The following is a 20745-nucleotide window of genomic DNA, read 5'->3' on the forward strand; positions in this document are numbered from 1 at the left end:
GCTCATTCGAGCGCCGAGTCGCCGGACAGGCCGTGGAACCGGCGGTCGCGGTAGACGAGGCCTTCGCCGGGCTCACCGGTGCGCACCTCCGTGATCTCGGCCACGACGACGACCGCCTCGCCCAGCTCCACCGTGTGGGTCACATGTCCGATGAGGCACGCAGCGGCGTCCGCGAGCACGGGCGTGCCGTCGTCGAGCCGCTCCCAGTTCTGCCCCGGGGTGAAACGGGGCGCGCCCCGGGTCGCGAAGTCGCGGGCCAGCTGCGCGTGGCCGGCGTGCAGGAGGTTGACGCTGAGCCTCTCCGCCCTGAGCACGCAGTCGGCCGAGCGCGAGCCGCGCATGAGCGAGAACAGGACCGTGGTGGGCGTGACGGACACACTCGCCACGGAGGAGGCCGTCATGCCCGCCGGGCCGTCCGCATCGGCGCCTGCGATGATCGCGATTCCACCGGGATGGTGGCGGAACGCCTCCCGGAAGTCCGCGCCGAGCCGCTCGCGCGCCGTCCGGTTCTCCTCTGTCGTGTCCTGCAGGGGGGCCATCGCTCTCCGTTCGCCTCGGGATGCTCGGGATGTGGGACGGCGGTGCCGCCCTCTGCTGGGAAGTCCGCCGCCGGGCGATCTATTCCCGCCCGCCCCGGCGTGGGTCCGCAGCTCCGCATCCGGGAGCGCCTATCTTGGGCGATGTGGCAGAACTCTCTCCGATACACCCTGCGCCCGAGGCCTTCTCGCGCGTCCGTGCGGTGCTCGCGGAGGCCGCGGACGTCCCCCATGTGACCGTCTCGGCGATCCGGGCGCCGAACGGCCTCGCGCCCTTCGCCGCCGCGGTCGGGGCCGAGGTCCACGCCGATGCGGCGTTCCAGCGCGCCACGGGCGAGGAGATCGACGAGCTGGCGACGGGGCGCATCGTCGTCCTCCACGACCCCTCCTCCCCGGAGGAGTGGGAGGGCGATTTCCGGATCGTCTCCTATGTCCGGGCCGAACTCGAGCACGAGCTGGGCCCCGAGCCCATGCTGGGCGCCGTCGCCTGGTCCTGGCTCACCGACGCGCTCGAGACGCACGGCTGCGCAATCCGCGCCGCCGGCGGCACCACGACCAAGGTGCTCTCCGAGAGCTTCGGCACCCTCGCGGACCGTCCCTCGACGATCGACCTCGAGCTCCGGGCCTCCTGGACGCCGGTGCTGGCCGAACCCGAGGACGTGGCAGGCCACTTCGACGCCTGGATCGACCTCCTCACCACCGTGGCGGGGCTGCCGCCCCTGCCTGCGGGAGTGACGGCGCTGCCCGGCCGCCGGCGCTGAGCGCTCCGCACAGGGGTGCGGCCCGCGCGCGGCGGCACGAGCGCCCCGCCATGAGACACTTCTGCTGATGAGTGCGAACGACGTCAGCCCCGATCTGCCCCTGCTCAGCGAGCCCGCCGAGGGCCTGCCCGAGGTCGCGTCCACCCCGGACGCCCTGCGCGCCGCCGTCACCCGGCTGGAGGCCGGCAACGGCTCGGTCGCCGTCGACGCCGAGCGCGCCTCGGGCTTCCGCTACGGGCAGCGGGCCTTCCTCGTGCAGCTGCGGAGGGCCGGTGCCGGCACCGTGCTCGTCGATCCCGAGCCGTTCTCCTCGCTGGCGATCCTCGACGAGGCGCTGCGGGGCACCGAGTGGGTGCTGCACGCCGCGACACAGGACCTCCCCTGCCTCTCCGACCTCGACATGCGCCCCGATGCGCTCTTCGACACGGAGCTGGCCGCGCGCCTGCTCGGCTACGAGCGCTTCGGGCTGGCAGCCGTCGTGGGCGAGACGATGGGCGTGCGCCTGGCCAAGGAGCATTCTGCCGTCGACTGGTCGACGAGGCCGCTGCCGGAGGCCTGGCTGAGCTACGCCGCGCTCGACGTCGAGATCCTCCTCGAGGTCGCGGACGTCCTCGACGCCCAGCTCCACGCGCGCGGCCTGGCCGAGTACGCACAGCAGGAGTTCGAACATCTGCTGGAGTTCGCCCCGCCCGTGCGCGAGGAGCCGTGGAGGCGCATGCACGGGCTCGGCTCCCTGCGCACTCCGCGCCAGCTCGCCCGGGCGCGCGAGGTGTGGCTCGCCCGCGACGCACTCGGCCGGGCCGAGGACAGGGCCCCTTCCCTCCTCCTGCGCGATCGCGAGATCGCCGCGCTCGCCGCCGCCCGCATCCGCACCGCCGACGACGTCTTCCGCGCCGTCGGCACGGGCAGGCTCACCCGGAAGGACGCGCGGCGCTGGTGCGAGGCCCTCAGGCGCGCGGACTCGCTGCCGGACGACGAGCTGCCTGCGCGACGGCCGGCCGGGGAGCGGAGCGGACCGCGTGTGGACCGCACACTCGTGCGTGACCGCACGGGGGCGCTGCGGGAGGCGATGCGCAGTCTCGCCGATGACACCGGCATCCCGCACGATCTCCTCCTCCAGCCCGCCCTCGTCAAGGCCCTGGCGGCGCGGCCGGATCTCGCACCCGGAGGTCGGCTGCCGGGCGGATCCCAGAGCAGCGCCGAGCTGTCCGCGGCGGTGGAGGCGTTCCTCCGCGGCGAGGGCGCCCGCGACTGGCAGCTCTCGCTCAGCGTGCCCGTGCTGGTTCGCGCCCTGGAGCGGATGCCCCGGGACTGAAGCTCGGCTCCTCCGGCCGTGCGGCGGGGCCCGTCAGAGCTGTGGGGCTCAGCAGCGCTGTGGGACTCAGCCGCACTTCGGGAGGCGGGTGAGGATCTGCGCGGCCATCGCCTCGGCCTCGAGGCCGGCGGCCGCGAGCACCTCCTCGCGCGTGCCCTGGGGCAGGAAGTCATCGGGCACCCCGAGCTCCACGACGCCCACGGGGGAATCGTCCGCACGCAGCTCCTGCCGCAGGCGCGAGCCCACACCGCCGGTGCGCAGCCCGTCCTCGATGACGGCGGCGAGCCGGTGCTCCTGCGCCATCCGCTGCACGGATTCGGGCACCGGCAGCGCCCAGCGGGGGTCCACGACGGTCGCGCCCACGCCGGCGGCCGCCAGGTGCTCGCGGACGGCCAGCGCCCTGTCCGCCAGCGCGCCCACGCTCACGAGGAGGACCTCGGCGTCGAGCCCCTCAGGCACCTCGGCGAGCACATCGGCGCCGTCGTCGGTCCGGGAGACCGCGGGGATCTCCGTGCCGACGGTCCCCCGGCTGAAGCGCACGACGGTGGGTGCGTCCTCGACCGCGACGGCCTCCTCGAGCTCCTCGACGAGCCGGTCGGCGTCCCGGGGCGCGGCCAGGCGCAGGCCCGGCACGATCTGGAGCAGCGCCATGTCCCAGATGCCGTGATGGCTCGCGCCGTCGGGTCCCGTCACGCCGGCGCGGTCGAGCACGAAGGTCACGCCCTGACGGTGGAGGGCGACGTCCATGAGCAGCTGGTCGAAGGCCCGGTTCATGAAGGTCGCGTACAGGCACACGACGGGGTGGAGTCCGCCGTAGGAGAGGCCCGCGGCGGAGGCGACTGCGTGCTGCTCCGCGATGCCGACATCGAAGACGCGGTCCGGATGCTCGGCCTGGAAGCGGGCCAGCCCCACCGGCTGCAGCATGGCCGCGGTGATCGCGACGATGTCCTCCCGCCGCGCGCCGATCTCCGCGATGGCGTCGCCGAACACCGAGGTCCACGACCTGCCGCTGCTGGGGGCCGCCTCCCCCGTGACGGGATCGATGACGCCGACGGCGTGGAACTGATCGGCCTCATCGGCGACCGCCGGACCGTAGCCGTACCCCTTCTGGGTGAGCGCATGGACGATGACAGGGCCCTGCTCGTAGTCCTTGGCCAGCGTGAGCGCGCGCTCCATCGCCTCGAGGTCGTGGCCGTCGACGGGTCCGATGTACTTGAGCCCCAGGTCGTCGAACACGCCCGTCCGCGAGTCCGAGGCCATGTCCTTGAGCCCGCGCTTCATCCCGCGCAACGCCGTGTAGGCCGCGCGCCCCGGCGCACCCGCCTCCTGCAGGCGCTCCTTGCCCCAGCTCAGCAGGTTCTCGTAGCTGTTGGAGGCGCGCATCGAGTCGAGGTGCGCGGCCAGTCCGCCCACGGTGGGGGAATAGGAGCGCCCGTTGTCGTTGATGACGATGATGAGCTTGCGCGCCGGCCGGGAGTCGTCGGCTGCGATGGTGTTGAGCGCCTCCCAGGCGACACCGCCCGTCAGCGCGCCGTCGCCGATGACCGCGACCACCCAGCGGTCGTCCTCGCCCCTGAGCTGGTGGGCCTTCGCGATCCCGTCGGCCCAGGACAGCGAGGTCGAGGCGTGGGAGTTCTCGACGACGTCGTGCTCGCTCTCGGCCCGCGAGGGGTAGCCGGAGAGGCCGCCGGACCTGCGGAGCGTGCCGAAATCGCCGGCCCTGCCCGTCACGTACTTGTGGACGTAGGCCTGATGGCCCACGTCGAAGAGGAGCGTGTCGTGCGGGCTGTCGAAGATCCGGTGCAGGGCGAAGGTGAGCTCGACGACGCCCAGATTGGGGCCGAGGTGCCCTCCGGTCCGCGACACCGTCGCCACCAGGTCCTCGCGCAGCTCCTTCGCGTAGACCTCGCACTCGGCGAGCGTCAGACGGCGGAGGTCGGCGGGAGAGGTGACGGACTCCACGAAGCTCATGCGGCGGACACTCCTGATCGGCGGAACGACGACAGTCCATCCTATCCTTGGACGCAGGTGCGTGCGTTCCCGCACACCCGACCCCGACGAGAGCCGAGGCCGCCATGCCCACCCGCCCCTTCTCCCGCACGGCGGCGCGTGCGGCCGTGGTCTCCGCGGCGCTCGCGCTCCTGTGCCTGCTCGCCGCAGCAGCGCTCCTCATCGCCGCGCAGCCCCGGCAGACGCCCGTCGACGTCGAGGTGATCGACGGAGCCGGGGTCCTCGACCCCGTCCTCGTCGCCGAGGACGTCTCCGCGCTCCGCTTCCACGCGCCGGTGCGCGTGGTCGTGTGGACGCGCGAGGGCGAGTACGCGGACAACATCAACGAGGAGACGCTCGGGTTCGCGCGTGCGCACCCGGAGCTCGAGCTGCTGTCACCCGACGGCCGCTACTTCTCCGACGGGCTCCTGCTGCTGACGGTCTCGGTCGAGGAGAACGAGCGGTACGGCTCCGGCCAGGTCGGCACCTACTTCGGCGAGAACGTCAAGGTCGAGCCGACCTCCGCCCAGCAGGCTCTGCAGGAGCACGGCTACGCCGACTTCCAGGCGCGGGACTGGGCGGCCGGCACGGCCGCCGTCGCCGAGGCCGCCGCGGGCGAGATGGCGCGCCCGGCCTGGACCCGGCCGGCCGTCACCCTGGGCCTCCCGGCGGCACTCGCACTCGCACTGCTGCTCAACGCAGGGGGCGTCCTGTACCAGCGCCGGCGCTTCGAGGCGCTGTGCGCGGAGTTCGATGCGAATACCGCGGACGTGCACGCGCGCGTCACGGCCGCGGAGCTCGTGCTCGACCACGGGATGGGCTCGCGCATCCGGCAGACGGCCGGCGCCGTGCTCCGCGAGTACGATGACACGCTCACGCTGCGGGAGCAGTTCGATGCGCGCCGGATCTGGACCGTCACTGCGGCGAACCCCGCGCTCTGGAGCGGACTGCGACGGTTCGCCGAGAACACCGAAGACATCGCGGACGCCTCGGCGATGCTCGACCGGGCCACCACCCTGTACCACCGGGAGGAGACCTGGGAGACGGTCTGGGAGCAGGAGATCGGGGAGACGCGCGAGCAGCTGGAGGCAGCCCTCAAGGACCAGACCATCCGCCGCGCGGCGGGCTCCGATGCAGCACGGCGCCTCACGGAGTTCGCCCGGGCAGGCCTTGTGCGGCTCGAGGAGGTGCGCCTGCGCGGGCTGCGCGGCTCCGGTGAGAACATCGTCGAGTGCCTCGACGAGATCGCGGAGATCCGCCGGGAGCTCACGGAGCAGATGCGTCGGATCGAGAGCGCCGCTCTGGCCGGGTCCGCGGCGCAGACGAGACATGTCGAGCGCGCGATCGCGAAGGAGCGACGCGCCCGCAGCCGGTCGTTCCGGTCCGTGACCGGCTACTACGACCGCAGCGTCTTCTACTCCCCGCGCACGTTCGCGCTCGGCTACGTGGCCGGTGTGGCCAACCACCGCAGGGCCGAGCAGGCCAAGGCCCGCGCACGCTCCTCGAACTCCGGCTCCACCCGCGGCTTCGGCTCCAGCGGCGGCGGCTTCCGCGGATCGGGCAGCTCCTCGCGGTTCTGAGCTTTCGCGCAGTACGCACGAAAGCTCAGAACCAGCACGCAATCGCGCGCCGCGTCCGAGGATTCGCGGATGAGCACGACAGCGGGCCCCGGTCTCCTCGGAGGAGACCGGGGCCCGCCGCACCTGAGGCGGTGCCGGCTCAGCTCGTGGCGAGCTGCCGCAGCACGTACTGCAGGATGCCGCCGTTGCGGTAGTAGTCCGCCTCACCGGGGGTGTCGATGCGCACGACGCCGTCGAACGCCACCACGGTGCCGTCCTCCTTGGTCGCGGTGACCTTGACGGTGGACGGGGTGGTGCCCTCGTTGAGCTGCTCCACGCCGGTGATCGAGAAGGTCTCGGTGCCGTCGAGCCCCAGCGACTCCGCGGACTCGCCGGCGGGGAACTGCAGCGGCAGCACGCCCATGCCGATGAGGTTGGAGCGGTGGATGCGCTCGAAGCTCTCCGCGATGACCGCGGCAACGCCCAGGAGCTTGGTGCCCTTGGCGGCCCAGTCGCGCGAGGAGCCGGAGCCGTACTCCTTGCCGCCCAGGACGACGAGCGGGATGCCCGCGGCCTGGTAGTTCTGCGAGGCGTCGTAGATCGTGGTCTGCGGCGCACCCTCCTGCGTGAAGTCGCGGGTGAAGCCGCCCTGCACGCCGTCGAGCAGCTGGTTCTGCAGACGGATGTTGGCGAACGTGCCGCGGATCATCACCTCGTGGTTGCCGCGACGGGAACCGTAGGAGTTGAAGTCCTTGCGCTCCACGCCGTTCTCCACGAGGTACCGGCCGGCCGGGGTGTCGGCCTTGAAGGAGCCCGCGGGCGAGATGTGGTCCGTCGTGACCGAATCGCCCAGCTTCGCGAGCACACGCGCACCGGAGATGTCCTGCACCGGCGAGGTCTCGAGCGTCATGCCCTCGAAGTACGGGGGCTTGCGCACGTAGGTCGACTTCTCGTCCCACTCGAAGACGTTGCCGGTGGGCGTGTCGATCTGCTGCCAGCGCTCGTCGCCGTCGAAGATCGAGCCGTACTCGCCGGTGAACATGTCCGTGTCGATCGAGGAGTCGATGAGGGCCTCGACCTCCTCGGGCGTGGGCCACACGTCCTTGAGGTACACGTCGCTGCCGTCCTGGTCCTGGCCCAGCGGCTGGCCCTCGAAGTCGAAGTCCATCGTGCCGGCCAGCGCGTAGGCGATCACGAGCGGCGGGGAGGCGAGGTAGTTCATCTTCACATCGGGGCTGATGCGCCCCTCGAAGTTGCGGTTGCCGGAGAGCACCGCGGTGACGGAGAGGTCGTTGTCCTGGATGGACTGCGAGATCTCGTCCTCGAGCGGACCGGAGTTGCCGATGCAGGTGGCGCAGCCGTAGCCCACGATGAAGAAGTTGAGCGCCTCGAGGTCCGGGATGAGGCCGGCCTTCTCGTAGTACTCGGTGACGACGCGGGAGCCGGGGGCGATCGAGGTCTTGACCCACGGCTTCGAGGTCAGGCCCTTCTCGCGCGCCTTCCGGGCCAGGAGGCCCGCGGCCATCATGACCGACGGGTTCGAGGTGTTGGTGCAGGACGTGATCGAGGCGATCGCCACCGCGCCGTTGGCCAGCTCGAACTCGCGGCCGTCGGGCATCGAGACGGGAGCGGACTTCTGCTCCTCGCCCGGCTGGGCGTAGTTGTGGATGTCCTTGGCGAACTGCGACTTGGCGTCGGAGAGCTCGATGCGGTCCTGCGGGCGCTTGGGGCCGGAGATCGACGGCACGACGGTGGAGAGGTCGAGCTCGAGATACTCGGAGTACTCGACCTCCTCCTCCGGGTTGTGCCAGAGGCCCTGCTCCTTGGCGTAGGTCTCGACGAGGTCGATCTGCTCCTGGCTGCGCCCGGTGAGGCGGAGGTAGTCGAGCGTGACGTCGTCGATCGGGAAGATCGCGGCGGTCGAGCCGAACTCGGGGCTCATGTTGCCGATCGTGGCGCGGTTGGCCAGCGGCACCGAGCCCACGCCCTTGCCGTAGAACTCCACGAACTTGCCCACGACGCCGTGCTGGCGGAGCATGTCCGTGATCGTGAGGACGACGTCCGTGGCGGTGACCCCGGAGGGGATCTCGCCGGTGAGCTTGAAGCCCACGACGCGGGGGATGAGCATGGAGACCGGCTGGCCGAGCATCGCGGCCTCGGCCTCGATGCCGCCCACGCCCCAGCCCAGGACGCCCAGGCCGTTGACCATCGTGGTGTGGGAGTCGGTGCCCACGAGCGTGTCCGGGTAGGCGCGGGTGACGCCGTCGACCTCGCGCGGCATGACGACGCGCGCCAGGTACTCGATGTTGACCTGGTGGACGATGCCCATGCCCGGGGGCACGACCTTGAAGTCGTCGAACGCGGTCTGGCCCCAGCGGAGGAACTGGTAGCGCTCACCGTTGCGCTGGTACTCGATGTCCATGTTGCGCTCGATGGCATTGGCGTTGCCGAACGAGTCGATCTGCACGGAGTGGTCGATGACGAGCTCGGCGGGGGCCAGCGGGTTGACCTTGTCCGGGTCGCCGCCGAGGTCCTTGACGGCCTCGCGCATCGTCGCGAGGTCCACGATGCAGGGGACGCCGGTGAAGTCCTGCATGACCACGCGCGCAGGGGTGAACTGGATCTCGTGGCTCGGCTCGGCCTTGGCGTCCCAGTTCGCCAGCGTGCGGATGTGGTCCGCGGTGATGTTCGCGCCGTCCTCCGTGCGGAGGAGGTTCTCGAGGAGCACCTTGAGGCTGTAGGGCAGCTTCTCAGAGCCTTCGACCTGGTTCAGGCGGAAGATCTCGTAGCTCTTGCCGTTGACCTCAAGCGCGCTCTTCGACTTGAAACTGTCGACGTTGCTCAACGTGTTTCTCCTCTTCGTGCTGCTCGCGACACTCCGGGGAACCCGCGCGCCATTTAGGCAACGCGAATGTTCCGTAAAGTATCTTGATGTCAAGATAAATCCTATCACGCACGTTCCCCGGCCCCCAGCGGCGGAGCACCCGCCTCGCGCCGGGCAGCACCGGACTCACCGCCGGAAGAGGGAGACGAGCTCGAGGTGGCCGGTGAGCGGGAACAGATCGTGCCCCACCGCGGAGACGAGCTCGAAGCCGCCGCCGCGCAGTCCCGCGGCATCGCGTGCGAAGGTCGCCGGATCGCAGGACACATAGACGAGCGTCTCCACCGCCGAGGCCGTCAGCGCCGCGACGACCTCCGCGCCCGCACCCGCCCGCGGCGGGTCGAGCACGGCCGCCCGGGCCGCGGGCATCTCGCCGAGGCGCTCGACCCTCCCGGTCCGGAACTCCGCGTCGAGGCCGCGGGCGTTCTCCCGCGCGCGCTCGATCGCCTCGGCCGAGCCCTCCACGCCCAGCACGCGGTGTCCGTCCTCGGCCAGCGCGATGCCGAGCAGACCCGCCCCGCAGTAGAGGTCGAGGACGGTGTCGTCGGAGGCGAGGGCCTCCGCGTCCAGCAGTGTCCGCACGCTGCCTGCGAGCACGCCCGCAGCATCGCGGTGGACCTGCCAGAAGCCTGCGCCGGACACCCGCAGCGGGCGGCCGAGCCCCGGCACCCGCTCCGTCACGAGACCGGAGCCGGACACGAGGTCGACGCCGCCCGCCGAGGCGCCGCCCCGGTTGCGCCCACCGCTCCGGTTGCGTCCGCCGCCCCGCCTGCGCGCCGCGCCTCTGCCCGCGCGCGCCGGGCCGGCAGGTGCCTCCTCGGCGAGGACGCTCCACTCCCCCGCCCAGTCCGCGCTCATGCCCGCGACCCGCGCGGCATGGGCTCCGGCCTCGGGACCGCGGAGGACGACGGCCCCGCTGAGCCCGTCCGCGGCGCAGGCGATCTCGAGGCGACGCAGCCCGGGGAAGCGCTCCTGCGCGAGGCCGAGCCCGCTGATCTCGCCGACGGCCAGCGGCACCACGTCCCGCTGCAGCGGGATCACGGCATGGCTGCCGGCGGCGTACATGCCCGCACGGCCCTCGGCGTCGACCGCGAGCTGGACGCGGGTGCGCCAGCGGGTGGCCGCATCAGCTGGCTCGTGCTCCTCCGACCCGGGCAGCGGAACCTCACCGGCCGCCTCGGACGGCGCCGGCAGCACGCGGAACCCCGCGGCGGCGGGATCGATGCCTCCCAGGCGGCTGAGCTGCGCGGACGCGGCCTCCGCCTTGAGCGTGCGGGAGTGCGCGAGGGTGGTGTGCGCGAACTCGACGCCGCCGGCGCCCGGCGCGCCCAGCTCCGCCCGGCGGTCGGGCACCCGGTGCGCGCTGGCCTCGAGCACCTCGACGACCTCGGCGCGCAGGAGCTTCGCCGAGGCCTTCGTCACGCGTGCCGTGACCTCCTCCCCCGGCAGCGCACCGGAGAGGAACACGGGCCGTCCGTCATGGTGGGCGAGCGTCTCTCCGCCGGCCGCGGGGCGGAGCGCGCGGACTGTGATCAGCGAGTCCACGGCCCGGGCCTCCGCCTCAGGACGGACCTCCGTCGCAGGAGCCTCCCGCCCTCCGGCGGCTGCGTGCTCCCCGCCCGGCCGCGTTTCCGGTGCCGCACGGAGATCAGCGGACCTCGGCGATCTCGGGACCCCGTTCGAAGGGGTTGGGATCCTCATCGTCCTGCGCCCCGCCCCGGAGCGCGGTTCCCACCGACGCGCCTTCGGCCGGGGCGTCCTCGCCAGCAGCCGCGGCCTGCGGGGCCGTGAGCGCGATGAGCTCGCGCGGCGGCATCGCCGCATCGCCCCGGCGCACGACAGCGCCGCGGAGCAGATCGACGAGCGCTGCCCGCTCCTCGGCCTTCGTCACGGCGGTGCCGGAGAAGACGGCGCGGAGGAACCAGCGCGGACCGTCGATGCCCGCGAAACGCGTCACCCGCACGCCCGTCCGCCCGTCCTTGGTGCGGGCCGGCACCTGCGAGACGAGCTCGTGTCCGAGGTCCGTGTAGAGCTCATCGGCCTTGCCGCTGCGCTTGCGGACGCTCTCGGCGATCTCCGAGCGCACCGAGCGCCACAGGCCCTCGCCCCGCGGGGCGGCGAAGACCTGCAGCTGCATCGCGGCCCGCCCGTTGACGAGCGTGACGGCGAGGATGCGGTCGGTGCGGTCCTCCGTCTCGAGCCGGACCTGCATGCCGTCGATGACGGGGACGGCGAGGGCGCCGAGGTCGAGGCGATGGCGGTCCGAGGCCTCCTCATCGGCGTCGAAGGGACCGTTCTCGCTGCGGTCGCGGGGCCCCTCCTTGGGATCGGGCCGCCACTCCTCGTCACCGTCCGGCTCCGCGTCACCGGGAGAATCCGCAGGCTCTGCGGCCTCCGCACCGGTCTGCGCCGGAGCGGCGTCCGCCTCCTCGGCCGGGCGGCCCGGCTCAGCGGCGGAGGAAGACTTCCGGAAGATATCGAGCAGTCCCATACATCCTTCTTTCGCGACGGTCAGGAACCGAGTCTAGTGCCCTGCGCGCCCTCGGCGTCCGGCGAGCCCGCGAATCCGCCCGTGGAGCCGAAGCCGCCGGTGCCGCGCACCGTCTCGTCGAGGCTCTCCACGACGGTGAACTCCGCGCGCTCGACGCGCTGGACGACGAGCTGGGCGATCCGGTCGCCCTTCGCGATGCGGTGGGTGCGCTCGGGATCGAGGTTGACGAGCGCCACCTTCACCTCGCCCCGATAGCCGGCGTCGATGGTGCCGGGGGCGTTCGCCACCGTGATCCCGTGCTTCGTCGCCAGCCCCGAGCGCGGATGCACGAACCCCGCGCATCCGGCCGGCAGCGCGATCGCGACCCCGGTGGAGACGGCGCGGCGGGCGAAGGGCTCGAGCACCACGTCCTCGGCGGCCCGGAGATCGGCACCGGCGTCATCGGCATGCGCGTAGGCGGGCACGGCCGCGGAGGGGTCGAGCAGCCGAAGGGGGACGCGAGGGGACGGCTGGGGCTGGACCTGCGGGAGGTTCTCGGTCACGGTGTGCTCCTGAGCGGGGGCGGGCGGGCACGGACACTCTAGCGCGGCCGGTATGGGATCATGGGAGCATGAGTTCGACCACCGCGGTGCTGTTCAGCGAGAGGCTCCATCCCAGTGCGGGCTGGTCCATCGGGGCGTTCCTCCTCTCCGCCATGACCTCCCTCCTCCTCATCCCCATCAGCCCATGGGCCGGGGTGGGCCTCGCCCTCCTCGTGATGCTCGCGGTGCTCGCCGGCCTCGTACGGGCCTCGGCGCGCGTGGTCGTCACGGCGGACACCTTCGTCGCCGGCGGCGCGGCGATCGAGCGGCGCTTCATCACGGGGGCCCAGGGCTTCGACGCGGCGGGCTCCTTCGCCCAGCGCGGCAGGGAACTCGATGTGCGCGCCTTCCTCATGCTGCGCCCGTGGGTGAGGACGGTGGTGCGGGTGGACATCGCAGACCCCGCCGATCCGACCCCGTACTGGCTCGTCTCCACCCGGCGCCCCCGCGAGCTCGCCGCGGCCCTGAACTCCTGAGGCCGCGCTCGCCCGCGGCGGGGCGCGGATGACGCCCCCGCCCCGCATGCAGGAGGCCCCGAACCCACCCGGGTTCGGGGCCCTATGCGGTCCGAGCCGCTCTGCTCAGCCTCAGTGCTCAGCGGATCGCTGCGCTCAGCCTGCGCAGTCGGTGCAGATCATCTCCTCGGCATCCGCCAGCTGGGACCGGTGCCGCACCAGGAAGCACTCCATGCAGGTGAACTCGTCGTTCTGCTTGGGCAGCACGCGGACGGAGAGCTCTTCGTTGGACAGATCGGCACCGGGGAGCTCGAAACCCTCCGCGGCCACCGCCTCGTCCTCGTCGACCTGGCTCGCCATCTGCTGGTTTCGCTGCGCCTTGAGCTCCTCGATGGAGTCGCTCCGGAGCTCCTCGTCCTGCTTCTTCGGCGCATCGTAGTCGGTTGCCATCTGGCGTGATCACACTCCGCTGATCTGTGGTCGTCAGGACTGGGGTGGAGGCCTTCGTCCGCTGTGTCCCCTGCATTTTGCACGTACACTGCCCCTCGCGCAACACGGATCGGGCATCCGGTTCTGTGATTCGCCTCCGATTACCCTCAGAGGCGGCCCCTCAGTTTCCGCAGGGGATTCGCAGATGGGAGAATCGACGGGCGGCGAACCGGCCGCACACGAGGAATCGACAGCGGAACGGGGAGGGACAGTGAGCAGATTCAGGGAAGAGCTCGACGGCAGAATCGCGGGGCTCCGGCAGCGGCTCGCAGATGCCCGCGCCCAGCAGGACGAGCTGAGGGAGTCCGAGCTCCTCACCGACCTCGAGACCCTCATCGACATCGCGGATCGCAGCGATGTCGACACGACGCAGATGGAGGCCGTCCTGGCCGCGGAGACGGGCGCCCTGCCCGTCATTCCGGACCTCACCGCGGACGACGCGCCCACCGGCCTCGCAGAGGAGCCCGAGGCCTTCACGGCCACGGACTGACGCCGACCGGCGGGCTCAGACCCGCTCGGGCTCCGGCCACACGGGATGCGTGGGGCGCTCGACGGAGCCCAGACAGCAGTCCACCGCGCACGCGCCCGTTCCCGGACGCAGCGGCCCCTCCGACGTCACGGCAGGCGCCTCGACGGCCTCCCCCCGGACCTCGGCGGCGCGTTCGAGCGCGAGATCGACGAGGCCCGCGACGAAGGGCGCACGGGTCCCGACCGTCCCGGCGCGGACGAATCCCATCCCCAGCCGCTCAGCCGTCCGGCGCGCCTCGGTGTCGAGGTCGAAGGCGACCTCCATATGGTCGGAGACGAAGCCGATCGGCACGAGCACCACCGCGTCCACGCCCTCGGCGGCGAGCTCCTCCATCCGGTCGTTGACGTCCGGCTCCGACCAGGGCACGTGCGGAGCGCCGGAGCGCGAGCAGAAGACCAGCTCGGAGGGGAGCACGTCCTGCTCCCCGAGTTCGCCCGCGATCCACTCGATGAGCGCACGGTGCTGCGCCTCATAGCCGATCGTGCGGGCCTCGGACGCCTTCTGCATGGCGGCGGGGATCGAATGGGTGACGTAGAGGACGCGCTGCGTCCCGGCATCGAGCCCTCCGGTCAGCCGCGCGAGCTCTGCGAGCCCGTCCCGCACGCATCCGAGCTCCGCCTCGGCGAAGCCGGGATGGTTGTAGTACTGGCGGATCTTGTCCACGCGCAGCTCCAGCCCCTCCTCCCGCAGCGCGGCGACGGAGCCCGCGAAGTCCTCGCGGTACTGGCGGCACGAGGAATAGCTCGAGTACGCGGACGTGTCGATCGCGAGGACCCGGCCGCTGCCGCCGCGCCCGGCGAGCAGGTCGCGGGCGACATCCGTGAGGTAGGGGGCCCAGTTCCGGTTGCCCCACAGCACCGGCGTCTCGATCCCCCGGCGCTCGAGCTCCGCGCGCAGGGCTGCGAGGAGCGCTCGGTTCTGATCGTTGATGGGCGATCTGCCGCCGAACCCGTAGTAGTGCTCCCCCACCTCGACGAGGCGCTCGTCGGGGATGCCGCGGCCGGCCGTCACGTTCTTGAGGAACGGGAGGACGTCCTCCTCCCGTTCCGGTCCGCCGAAGGACATGAGCAGGAGGGCGTCGAAGGGTGCAAGCTCTGAAGTCACGCAGACCAGGGTATCCGCACTCCCCCGCCGGATGCCGCCCGCCTCCCGGGGCACAGGAGGACCGGTCGCATTCTGCGGGCGCATTCTTCAGCGACTCGCCAGCCGATGTGCGCCGCTGGCGCGGTCCGACGTGACACGATCATGCGAGAAGACTCTCGAGGAGGAATCCTGATGACCGAGCTGAGCCTGCGCGGCGTGGACGAGGACGAGTCGGTGCTCGTCCTCGAGGATCCCGCGGGAGGCGAGCACCGGCTGCCCGTCGACGACTCCCTCATCGCAGCCGTGCGCGGCGCGCACCGGCGGCGGGCGGCGAGCGGCGGACCCGGGGAGCCGCTGCGCCCGCGCGACATCCAGGCCATGATCCGCCAGGGCATGACCGCGGAGGAGATCGCGGAGGAGACCGGCACCGAACTCGCGCACATCCGCGTCTACGAGGGCCCCGTGCTCGCCGAGCGCGAGCACATCGCCCACCAGGCACGCCGCGTGCTCATCCGCCCCGAGACCGATGCCGCCTCCCCCACCCCACTCGCCGAACTCGCCCTGGAGCGGCTCAGGCTCCGCGAGGTCGATCCCGAGACGATGGCCTGGGACGCGTGGCGCCGCGCCGACGGCGCCTGGCAGGTGGAGCTGCGCTTCGAGGCCGGCGCGCGGCTGCGCACCGCCGGCTGGTCGTACTCCCGCGGCTCGGTCCACGCCCTCGACGACGAGGCCCGCTGGCTCTCCGACGCCGGCCCCACGGACTCCGGCCCCATCCCCGGATACGGCTCCGGGGAGGAGCGGAGGCAGCGCGCCGCCGAGGCAGTGCCCGCCCCCGCCCTGCGCGACCACCAGACGGAGACCGGCCGCATCCTCGAGAGCCTGCGCCGGCGCCGGGGCGTGACGTCCTCCCAGCACACGAGCGAGATCCCCCTCGGCTCCGGCGAGCCGGGCACGGACGGACCGTCCGGCGACCGCACCGAGTCCTCGCTGCCGGCCGCCGGCGGCCTGCGGCTCGTGGGCGACGACCGCGACCAGTCGATCGACGGCGCCCACTCCGCACCGAGCGCTCCCGCCGAGGCCCGTGATGCGGGCATCGTCGCGGTCCCGGCGCCCGAGGGCGGCCCCGAGCGGACTCCGGCCGAGAGGCACCCGGACCAGCACACCGAGCCCATCGGCACCCCGGACTTCGACGATCCGGAGTTCGCCGGGACGCTCCCCCCGGCTCCGGCTCCCGGCCCTGCGGTGAACGGCGCCCCGGAGGACGAGGGCGCGGAGGATCCCGGACCGGGCGCCGACCACCCCGTCCTCCTCCGCGGGCTCGGCCCCGAGGCGGACGGGGCTGGCGAGGCGGACGGCACGGACGCAGGAGCGCCCCTCCCCGATCCCTCCCCTGCGGAGGAGCCCGCCCCCGACGACGGATCTGCGCAGCGGCCCGCGGACGGCGGCGGACGCCGGAAGGGCCGCTCCTCGGTGCCCAGCTGGGACGAGATCATGTTCGGCGGGCGCCGGAAGGACTGAGCTCCGCCGCGCAGGCACCGCCGCACGGGCACAGGCTCACAGGCGCACCCGGACGTCGCCCTCCCGCACGAGCGCTTCGTCGTGCGTGACGAGCACGGTGCAGGACGTCGCGAGCGCTGCGTCGAGGTCGTCCATGACGGCACGCGCGGTGGGCGGGTCGAGATGGGCGGTCGGTTCGTCGAGGATCACGACCTCGGCCCCGACGAGCAGCGTGCGCGCCACCGCGAGCCGCTGGCGCTGCCCGCCCGAGAGGTGCGCGCCCCCGGCGCCCACACGGGCGTCGAGGCCCGCCTCCTCGAGCAGCCGGCCCAGCCCCGCCCGCCGCAGCGCGCTCGCCAGCTCCTCCTCCGTGGGAGCGTCCTCCCGGTCCCGGGCGATGAGGAGATTGCCCCGCAGCGTCGAATCGAAGACGTGCGCCTCCTGCGGGCACCACGCGATGCGCGCGGCGAGGTCCTCCGGCCGCAGCGAAGCGGCATCGGCCCCGTTGACCTCGACTCTGCCCGCGGAGGGGTCGAGGAACCTCATGAGGGCGCTCACCAGGGTGGTCTTCCCGGAGCCCGAGGGCCCCGTCACCGCTGTCCGCCCCGGCACGGGGAACCGCGCCGTGAGTCCTGAGAACACGGGGGCCGAGGCGCCCGGCCAGGTCGCCGAGAGGTCCTCGACCGCGAGACTCTCGATCCGTGCGGGGCCGACCGCTCCTGAGGCGCCCATGCCCTCGAGTCCGGTGCCGGCGAGGTCGCCGTCGTCGAGACCGGCGAGGACGCAGCGCAGCGCGGGCCACTGCTGCACGGCTCGGAGTGAGTCCAGCAGGGCGTCCACGAGGCCCATGGGCAGGAGCACCGCCACGGCCAGCAGCTCGCCGCTGAGCTCACCCGCCGCGACTGCCGGTGCGAGCACGCCCACCATGACGGCCGAGGCCGCGATCATGGCAGCCGTCGCGAGCGCTTCCCCCGCACCGCGGGCGGCGAGCGATCTCCGCTCATGGTCGGACGCCCGCGCATCCGCCCGGGCGAACCCCTCGGCTGCCGCGCGCCACGACCCGTCCGGCAGCAGGTCCTCCCGGGCGCCGAGCAGTGCGGTGACCCGTGCGAGCACGTCCGCGCGCGCAGGGACCCGGGCGGCAGAGGCCCGCCGGTCGGCGAGCAGAACCACCGCCGAGGCCGGCCCGAGCGCCGTCAGCACGGCGGTCAGCGCGACCCAGCCGGCGGCCTCGTGAACGGCGAAGAGCGCCCACACCGCGGCGGCGGAGACGAGGACCGCGATGAGCGGCGGCATGACGACGCGGGGCACGAGATCGCGCACATCGTCGACGTCCGCGATGAGCGAGCGCAGCGCCCCCTCCCCTCGGGAGACCCGACGGTCGGCCGTGCCGCGGCGGGCGAGCCCCAGCCACAGGCGGACCCGCAGGCGGGTGAGCGCGGTCAGGACGGCGTCGTGGAGCCAGAGGCGCTGGACGTAGGCGAGCACTGCCCGTGAGAGCCCGAAGAACCGCACCCCGACGATCGCGACCAGGAGGTACATGATGGGCGGCTGTGCCGAGGCGCGCACGATGAGCCAGGCGGAGACCCCCGTGAGCGCAGCTCCCGCGGCCACGGAGGCCGCACCGGCGAGCAGCGCGAGCAGGAACCGGGGCGCGAAGGGGTTGACGGCGCGCACGAGCCTCCGCAGGACGGCCGGGAGGCGGACCGCCGGGGCGGTGCGCTCAGTTCGCATGGGAGGCGCCGCTGCGGCCGTCCCGGAGGAGACCCCGGCGGGCGGAGGCGTCTCGGCCGGAGGAGCCCCGGCCGCCGGCACTCCCCCGGCCCTGCGGGGAACCGCGGCCGCAGTGCGCAGCCGCCCCTCCTCGAGGTGGCCGTGCGCATCGCCGAGGGCCGTGAGGGCCGGGTCGTGCGTCGCCGCGACGACGAGCACGGAGTCGGCCAGCCCGCGGATCCGCTCCCGCACGCGCGCGGCCGTCACGGCATCGAGATGGGCAGTGGGCTCGTCGAGGAGCACGAGTCCGCATCCGGCGAGGACGGACGCACGCACCCGAGCCAGGACGAGCCGCCGCTGCTGGCCCGGGCTCAGCGCCTCGCACGGCATCTCCCGCAGCGCGGCCGCATCCCCCGGCAGCTCCTCGCCGTCGAGGCAGGCGAACTCCAGGCACTCCTCGACGGCCCTCCTGCGCGCACCGGGGTCCTCCCGCAGAGCGGCGGGAAGGCGCAGTGCGATCTCGTCCTCGACCGAGGCCGCGGCGAAGGCGGGCCGCTGGGGTCCGTACGCCGCTGCCCCCGCACTCCCCGCGGGGACGGCCGTCTCGACTGTGCCGGTCACCTCGGTGCCGTCCTCGTTCCGCACGAGCCCGGCGAGGACGCCGAGCAGGGTCGACTTCCCCGCGCCCGAAGCGCCGGTGAGCGCCAGCAGGCCGTGCGCGCCGAGCCTCGCACCGGGACACTGCGCGCCGAGCTCGAGCGAGACCTGACGGAGTACGGGCTCGGCGCGCCCGTCGTACCGGACCCTCAGGTCCGCGACCCGCACGAGGCACCCCTCCGGCGCGGTGACCGGCCCCGGCGCCGCCGGCCGGTCCGCGAGAGCGCGCACGCGGTCGAAGGCGGCGAGCCCGTTCTCCGTCGAGTGGAAGGCCGCGCCCAGGCGGCGCAGCGGCAGATAGCACTCGGGGGCCAGGACGAGGGCGAGCAGGCCGTCCTCGAGCTCCATCGTGCCGTGCACGAGGCGCACGCCCACGAACACCGCGACGACCGCCACGGAGATCGTCGCGATGAGCTCGAGGGCGAGCGCGGAGAGGAATGCGGTGCGCAGGGTCGCGAGCGTCGTGTCCCGATAGCGCCGCGAGACCTCCTGCAGCGCCTTCGTCTGCGCGCCGAGGCGGCCGAGGCCCACGAGCACGGGGACTCCGCGGGCCAGCTCGACGAGGTGCGAGGAGAAGCGGTCGAGAGCGGACTGGGCCTCGCCGATCCGCTCGGCCGTGTGCTGGCCGATGAGGATCATGAACACCGGCACGAGCGGGACGGTGAGGACGATGACGACGGCGCTCACCCAGTCCGCGAGGAGGATGCGTGCGCCCACGAGGAGGGGGACGACCGCGGCGGCGGTGAGCGCGGGCACCACGGCGGTGAAGTAGTCGTCGATCTCGTCGAGCGAGCGGGTGGCGGTGAGTGCGAGCGCCCCGTCCGCGCCCGGCAGATCGCGGCCGGAGCCGGCGAAGAGGCGGAGCGCGAATCGGCGGCGCAGGTGCGTCTTCGCGCCCACGGAGCTGCGCGCGCCCACCGACTGCCCCGCCCACGCGGCGAGCGCCTGGCACACGGCGCCCGCGAGCCCGAGGAACACGGAGGCCCGGACGTCGCGGCCGTCCATCGCCGCGACGATGCCGCCGGCCACGGCCTCGGCGACGAGCACGAGGCCCGCGGCGCGCAGCGCTGCGACGGCGCACGCCGCCCACAGTCCGAACCGGCCCGCGCGCGTGGCGAGCGCCGGCCGCAGCGGTCCCTCCTCCGGGCGGGGGCCGGCCATCAGGAGACGCGGCCGCGGATGGCGACGGGGACCTCGTGCGCCGGCGGGATGTGCTCGACCCGCAGGCGGCGCGCCCAGACGGTGTAGCTCCAGATCTGGTAGGCCAGCACCACGGGGACGCCCACGAGCGCGACCCAGAACATGACGCCCAGGGTGTAGGCCGAGGAGGAGGCGTTGTGGATCGTCAGATCGCTGCCCGCTCCGAGCGTCGAGGGCAGGACCACGGGGAAGACGGCCGCGAAGATCGCGGTGACCCCGGCGGCGAGGAAGACCGACTGCGCGAGGAAGGCGGTCTTCTCCGCGCCCCGGCGCAGGCGCAGCCAGGAGACGGCCGCGGCGAGGCAGGCCACCGCGACGCAGGCCCAGCTCCAGACGGTGCCGGAGGCGGACTGGACGAGGAGCACCCAGGCCACGAGCGGCAGGAGGAGGAGCGGGCCCCAGGTGCTCGCCGCCCGCCGGGCGCGCACGCGGACCGGGCCGTCGGTCTTGAGGCTGAGGTAGAGGAGGCCGTGGAGGAGGCTGAAGCCCACGACGCCGAGCCCGCCGACCATCGCCGGCAGCGTGAGCCAGGCGAAGGGCCCGCCCACATTGTCGCCGTTCTCGTTGAGCGGCAGTCCGGTGGTCGTGAGGGCGAGCATGGCGCCCACGCAGAACGCGGCGACGGCCGAGCCCGCTGAGAGCGCCCAGGTCCAGCCCTCGACCCACCGACGGGAGTGCCCGCCCTTGCCGCGGTACTCGATCGCGACGGCGCGGAAGATGAGCCCCAGCAGGGCGAGGGTGAGCGGGAGGTAGAGGGCGGAGAAGAGGCTCGCGTACCACAGGGGGAAGGCCGCGAAGGTGGCGCCTCCGGCGGTGAGCAGCCACACCTCGTTGCCGTCCCACACGGGTCCGATCGTATTGAGCAGCAGGCGCCGCTCCCGCTCGTCCTTCGCGAATCCCCGCATGAGCATCCCCACGCCCAGGTCGAAGCCCTCGAGGAAGAGGTAGCCGAGCCACAGCACGGCGATGAGGACGAACCAGATGACGGGCAGCGCTTCGGTCATGTCAG

General features: G+C 73.1%; 16 protein-coding genes. 6 read left to right on the top strand and 10 right to left on the bottom strand.

Annotated features, from left to right (window positions below):
- Positions 1 to 2: 2 nt before the first annotated feature.
- On the bottom strand, positions 3 to 539 hold the full coding sequence (locus tag K318_RS19480) for a flavin reductase family protein (protein ID WP_035280688.1): 537 nt from the start codon (positions 537 to 539) through the stop codon (positions 3 to 5).
- A 143-nt stretch (positions 540 to 682) separates the two neighbouring features.
- Between K318_RS19480 and K318_RS0104865 the strand changes: the two genes are divergently transcribed.
- Entirely contained in the window at positions 683 to 1297 is a 615-nt protein-coding gene (locus K318_RS0104865) for a DUF3000 domain-containing protein (protein WP_029088653.1), read from the top strand.
- Positions 1298 to 1364: 67 nt separating this feature from the next.
- Entirely contained in the window at positions 1365 to 2612 is a 1248-nt protein-coding gene (locus K318_RS0104870) for a ribonuclease D (RefSeq protein WP_029088654.1), read from the top strand.
- A 66-nt stretch (positions 2613 to 2678) separates the two neighbouring features.
- Here K318_RS0104870 and dxs read toward each other — a convergent pair whose 3' ends face one another.
- Positions 2679 to 4583 carry a 1-deoxy-D-xylulose-5-phosphate synthase gene (gene dxs / locus K318_RS19485; RefSeq protein ID WP_035280690.1) on the bottom strand — a complete coding sequence of 635 codons (1905 nt, stop codon included), beginning with the start codon at positions 4581 to 4583 and terminating at the stop codon, positions 2679 to 2681.
- Between the two features lie 104 nt (positions 4584 to 4687).
- Between dxs and K318_RS0104880 the strand changes: the two genes are divergently transcribed.
- Positions 4688 to 6181, top strand: a complete 1494-nt coding sequence (locus tag K318_RS0104880; protein ID WP_029088655.1) for a DUF5129 domain-containing protein — start codon at positions 4688 to 4690, stop codon at positions 6179 to 6181.
- 139 nt (positions 6182 to 6320) lie between these two features.
- Here the strand turns inward: K318_RS0104880 and acnA are convergent, their stop codons facing one another.
- The 4 genes from acnA to dut form a co-directional block, all read right to left on the bottom strand.
- Complete coding sequence (acnA, locus tag K318_RS0104885; RefSeq protein ID WP_029088656.1) at positions 6321 to 9005, bottom strand: aconitate hydratase AcnA; 2685 nt, start codon at positions 9003 to 9005, stop codon at positions 6321 to 6323.
- Positions 9006 to 9170: 165 nt separating this feature from the next.
- Complete coding sequence (locus K318_RS0104890; RefSeq protein ID WP_029088657.1) at positions 9171 to 10586, bottom strand: class I SAM-dependent RNA methyltransferase; 1416 nt, start codon at positions 10584 to 10586, stop codon at positions 9171 to 9173.
- A gap of 103 nt (positions 10587 to 10689) precedes the next feature.
- Entirely contained in the window at positions 10690 to 11532 is an 843-nt protein-coding gene (locus tag K318_RS19490; RefSeq protein ID WP_051297567.1) for a DUF3710 domain-containing protein, read from the bottom strand.
- Between the two features lie 20 nt (positions 11533 to 11552).
- A complete protein-coding gene (gene dut, locus K318_RS0104900; RefSeq protein ID WP_051297568.1) occupies positions 11553 to 12074 on the bottom strand; it encodes a dUTP diphosphatase in 522 nt (173 codons plus the stop codon).
- A gap of 68 nt (positions 12075 to 12142) precedes the next feature.
- Between dut and K318_RS0104905 the strand changes: the two genes are divergently transcribed.
- Entirely contained in the window at positions 12143 to 12589 is a 447-nt protein-coding gene (locus tag K318_RS0104905) for a DUF3093 domain-containing protein (RefSeq protein WP_029088659.1), read from the top strand.
- Between the two features lie 135 nt (positions 12590 to 12724).
- Here the strand turns inward: K318_RS0104905 and K318_RS0104910 are convergent, their stop codons facing one another.
- Positions 12725 to 13018, bottom strand: a complete 294-nt coding sequence (locus K318_RS0104910) for a DUF4193 domain-containing protein (RefSeq protein ID WP_029088660.1) — start codon at positions 13016 to 13018, stop codon at positions 12725 to 12727.
- A 250-nt stretch (positions 13019 to 13268) separates the two neighbouring features.
- Here K318_RS0104910 and K318_RS19495 point away from each other — a divergent pair, with 250 nt between their 5' ends.
- Positions 13269 to 13547: a hypothetical protein gene (locus tag K318_RS19495; RefSeq protein ID WP_211233291.1), complete on the top strand. Its 279-nt coding sequence runs from the start codon at positions 13269 to 13271 to the stop codon at positions 13545 to 13547.
- Positions 13548 to 13562: 15 nt separating this feature from the next.
- Here the strand turns inward: K318_RS19495 and K318_RS0104920 are convergent, their stop codons facing one another.
- Positions 13563 to 14690, bottom strand: coding sequence for a ferrochelatase (locus K318_RS0104920; protein ID WP_035280859.1), 1128 nt, complete (start codon positions 14688 to 14690; stop codon positions 13563 to 13565).
- Positions 14691 to 14861: 171 nt separating this feature from the next.
- Here K318_RS0104920 and sepH point away from each other — a divergent pair, with 171 nt between their 5' ends.
- Positions 14862 to 16187, top strand: a complete 1326-nt coding sequence (sepH, locus tag K318_RS19500) for a septation protein SepH (RefSeq protein ID WP_035280692.1) — start codon at positions 14862 to 14864, stop codon at positions 16185 to 16187.
- Between the two features lie 36 nt (positions 16188 to 16223).
- On the opposite strand, the gene cydC is transcribed toward sepH, so the two are convergent.
- The gene (gene cydC, locus K318_RS19505; RefSeq protein ID WP_084499732.1) at positions 16224 to 19697 is read right to left on the bottom strand and encodes a thiol reductant ABC exporter subunit CydC; all 3474 of its coding nucleotides are present in this window, start codon (positions 19695 to 19697) and stop codon (positions 16224 to 16226) included.
- Positions 19697 to 20740: a cytochrome d ubiquinol oxidase subunit II gene (cydB, locus tag K318_RS0104935; protein ID WP_029088662.1), complete on the bottom strand. Its 1044-nt coding sequence runs from the start codon at positions 20738 to 20740 to the stop codon at positions 19697 to 19699. The genes cydC and cydB overlap by 1 nt, the downstream gene beginning before the upstream one ends.
- Between the last annotated feature and the right edge of the window lie 5 nt (positions 20741 to 20745).

The organism is Brevibacterium album DSM 18261, from assembly GCF_000426445.1.
Lineage (GTDB): Bacteria > Actinomycetota > Actinomycetes > Actinomycetales > Brevibacteriaceae > Brevibacterium > Brevibacterium album.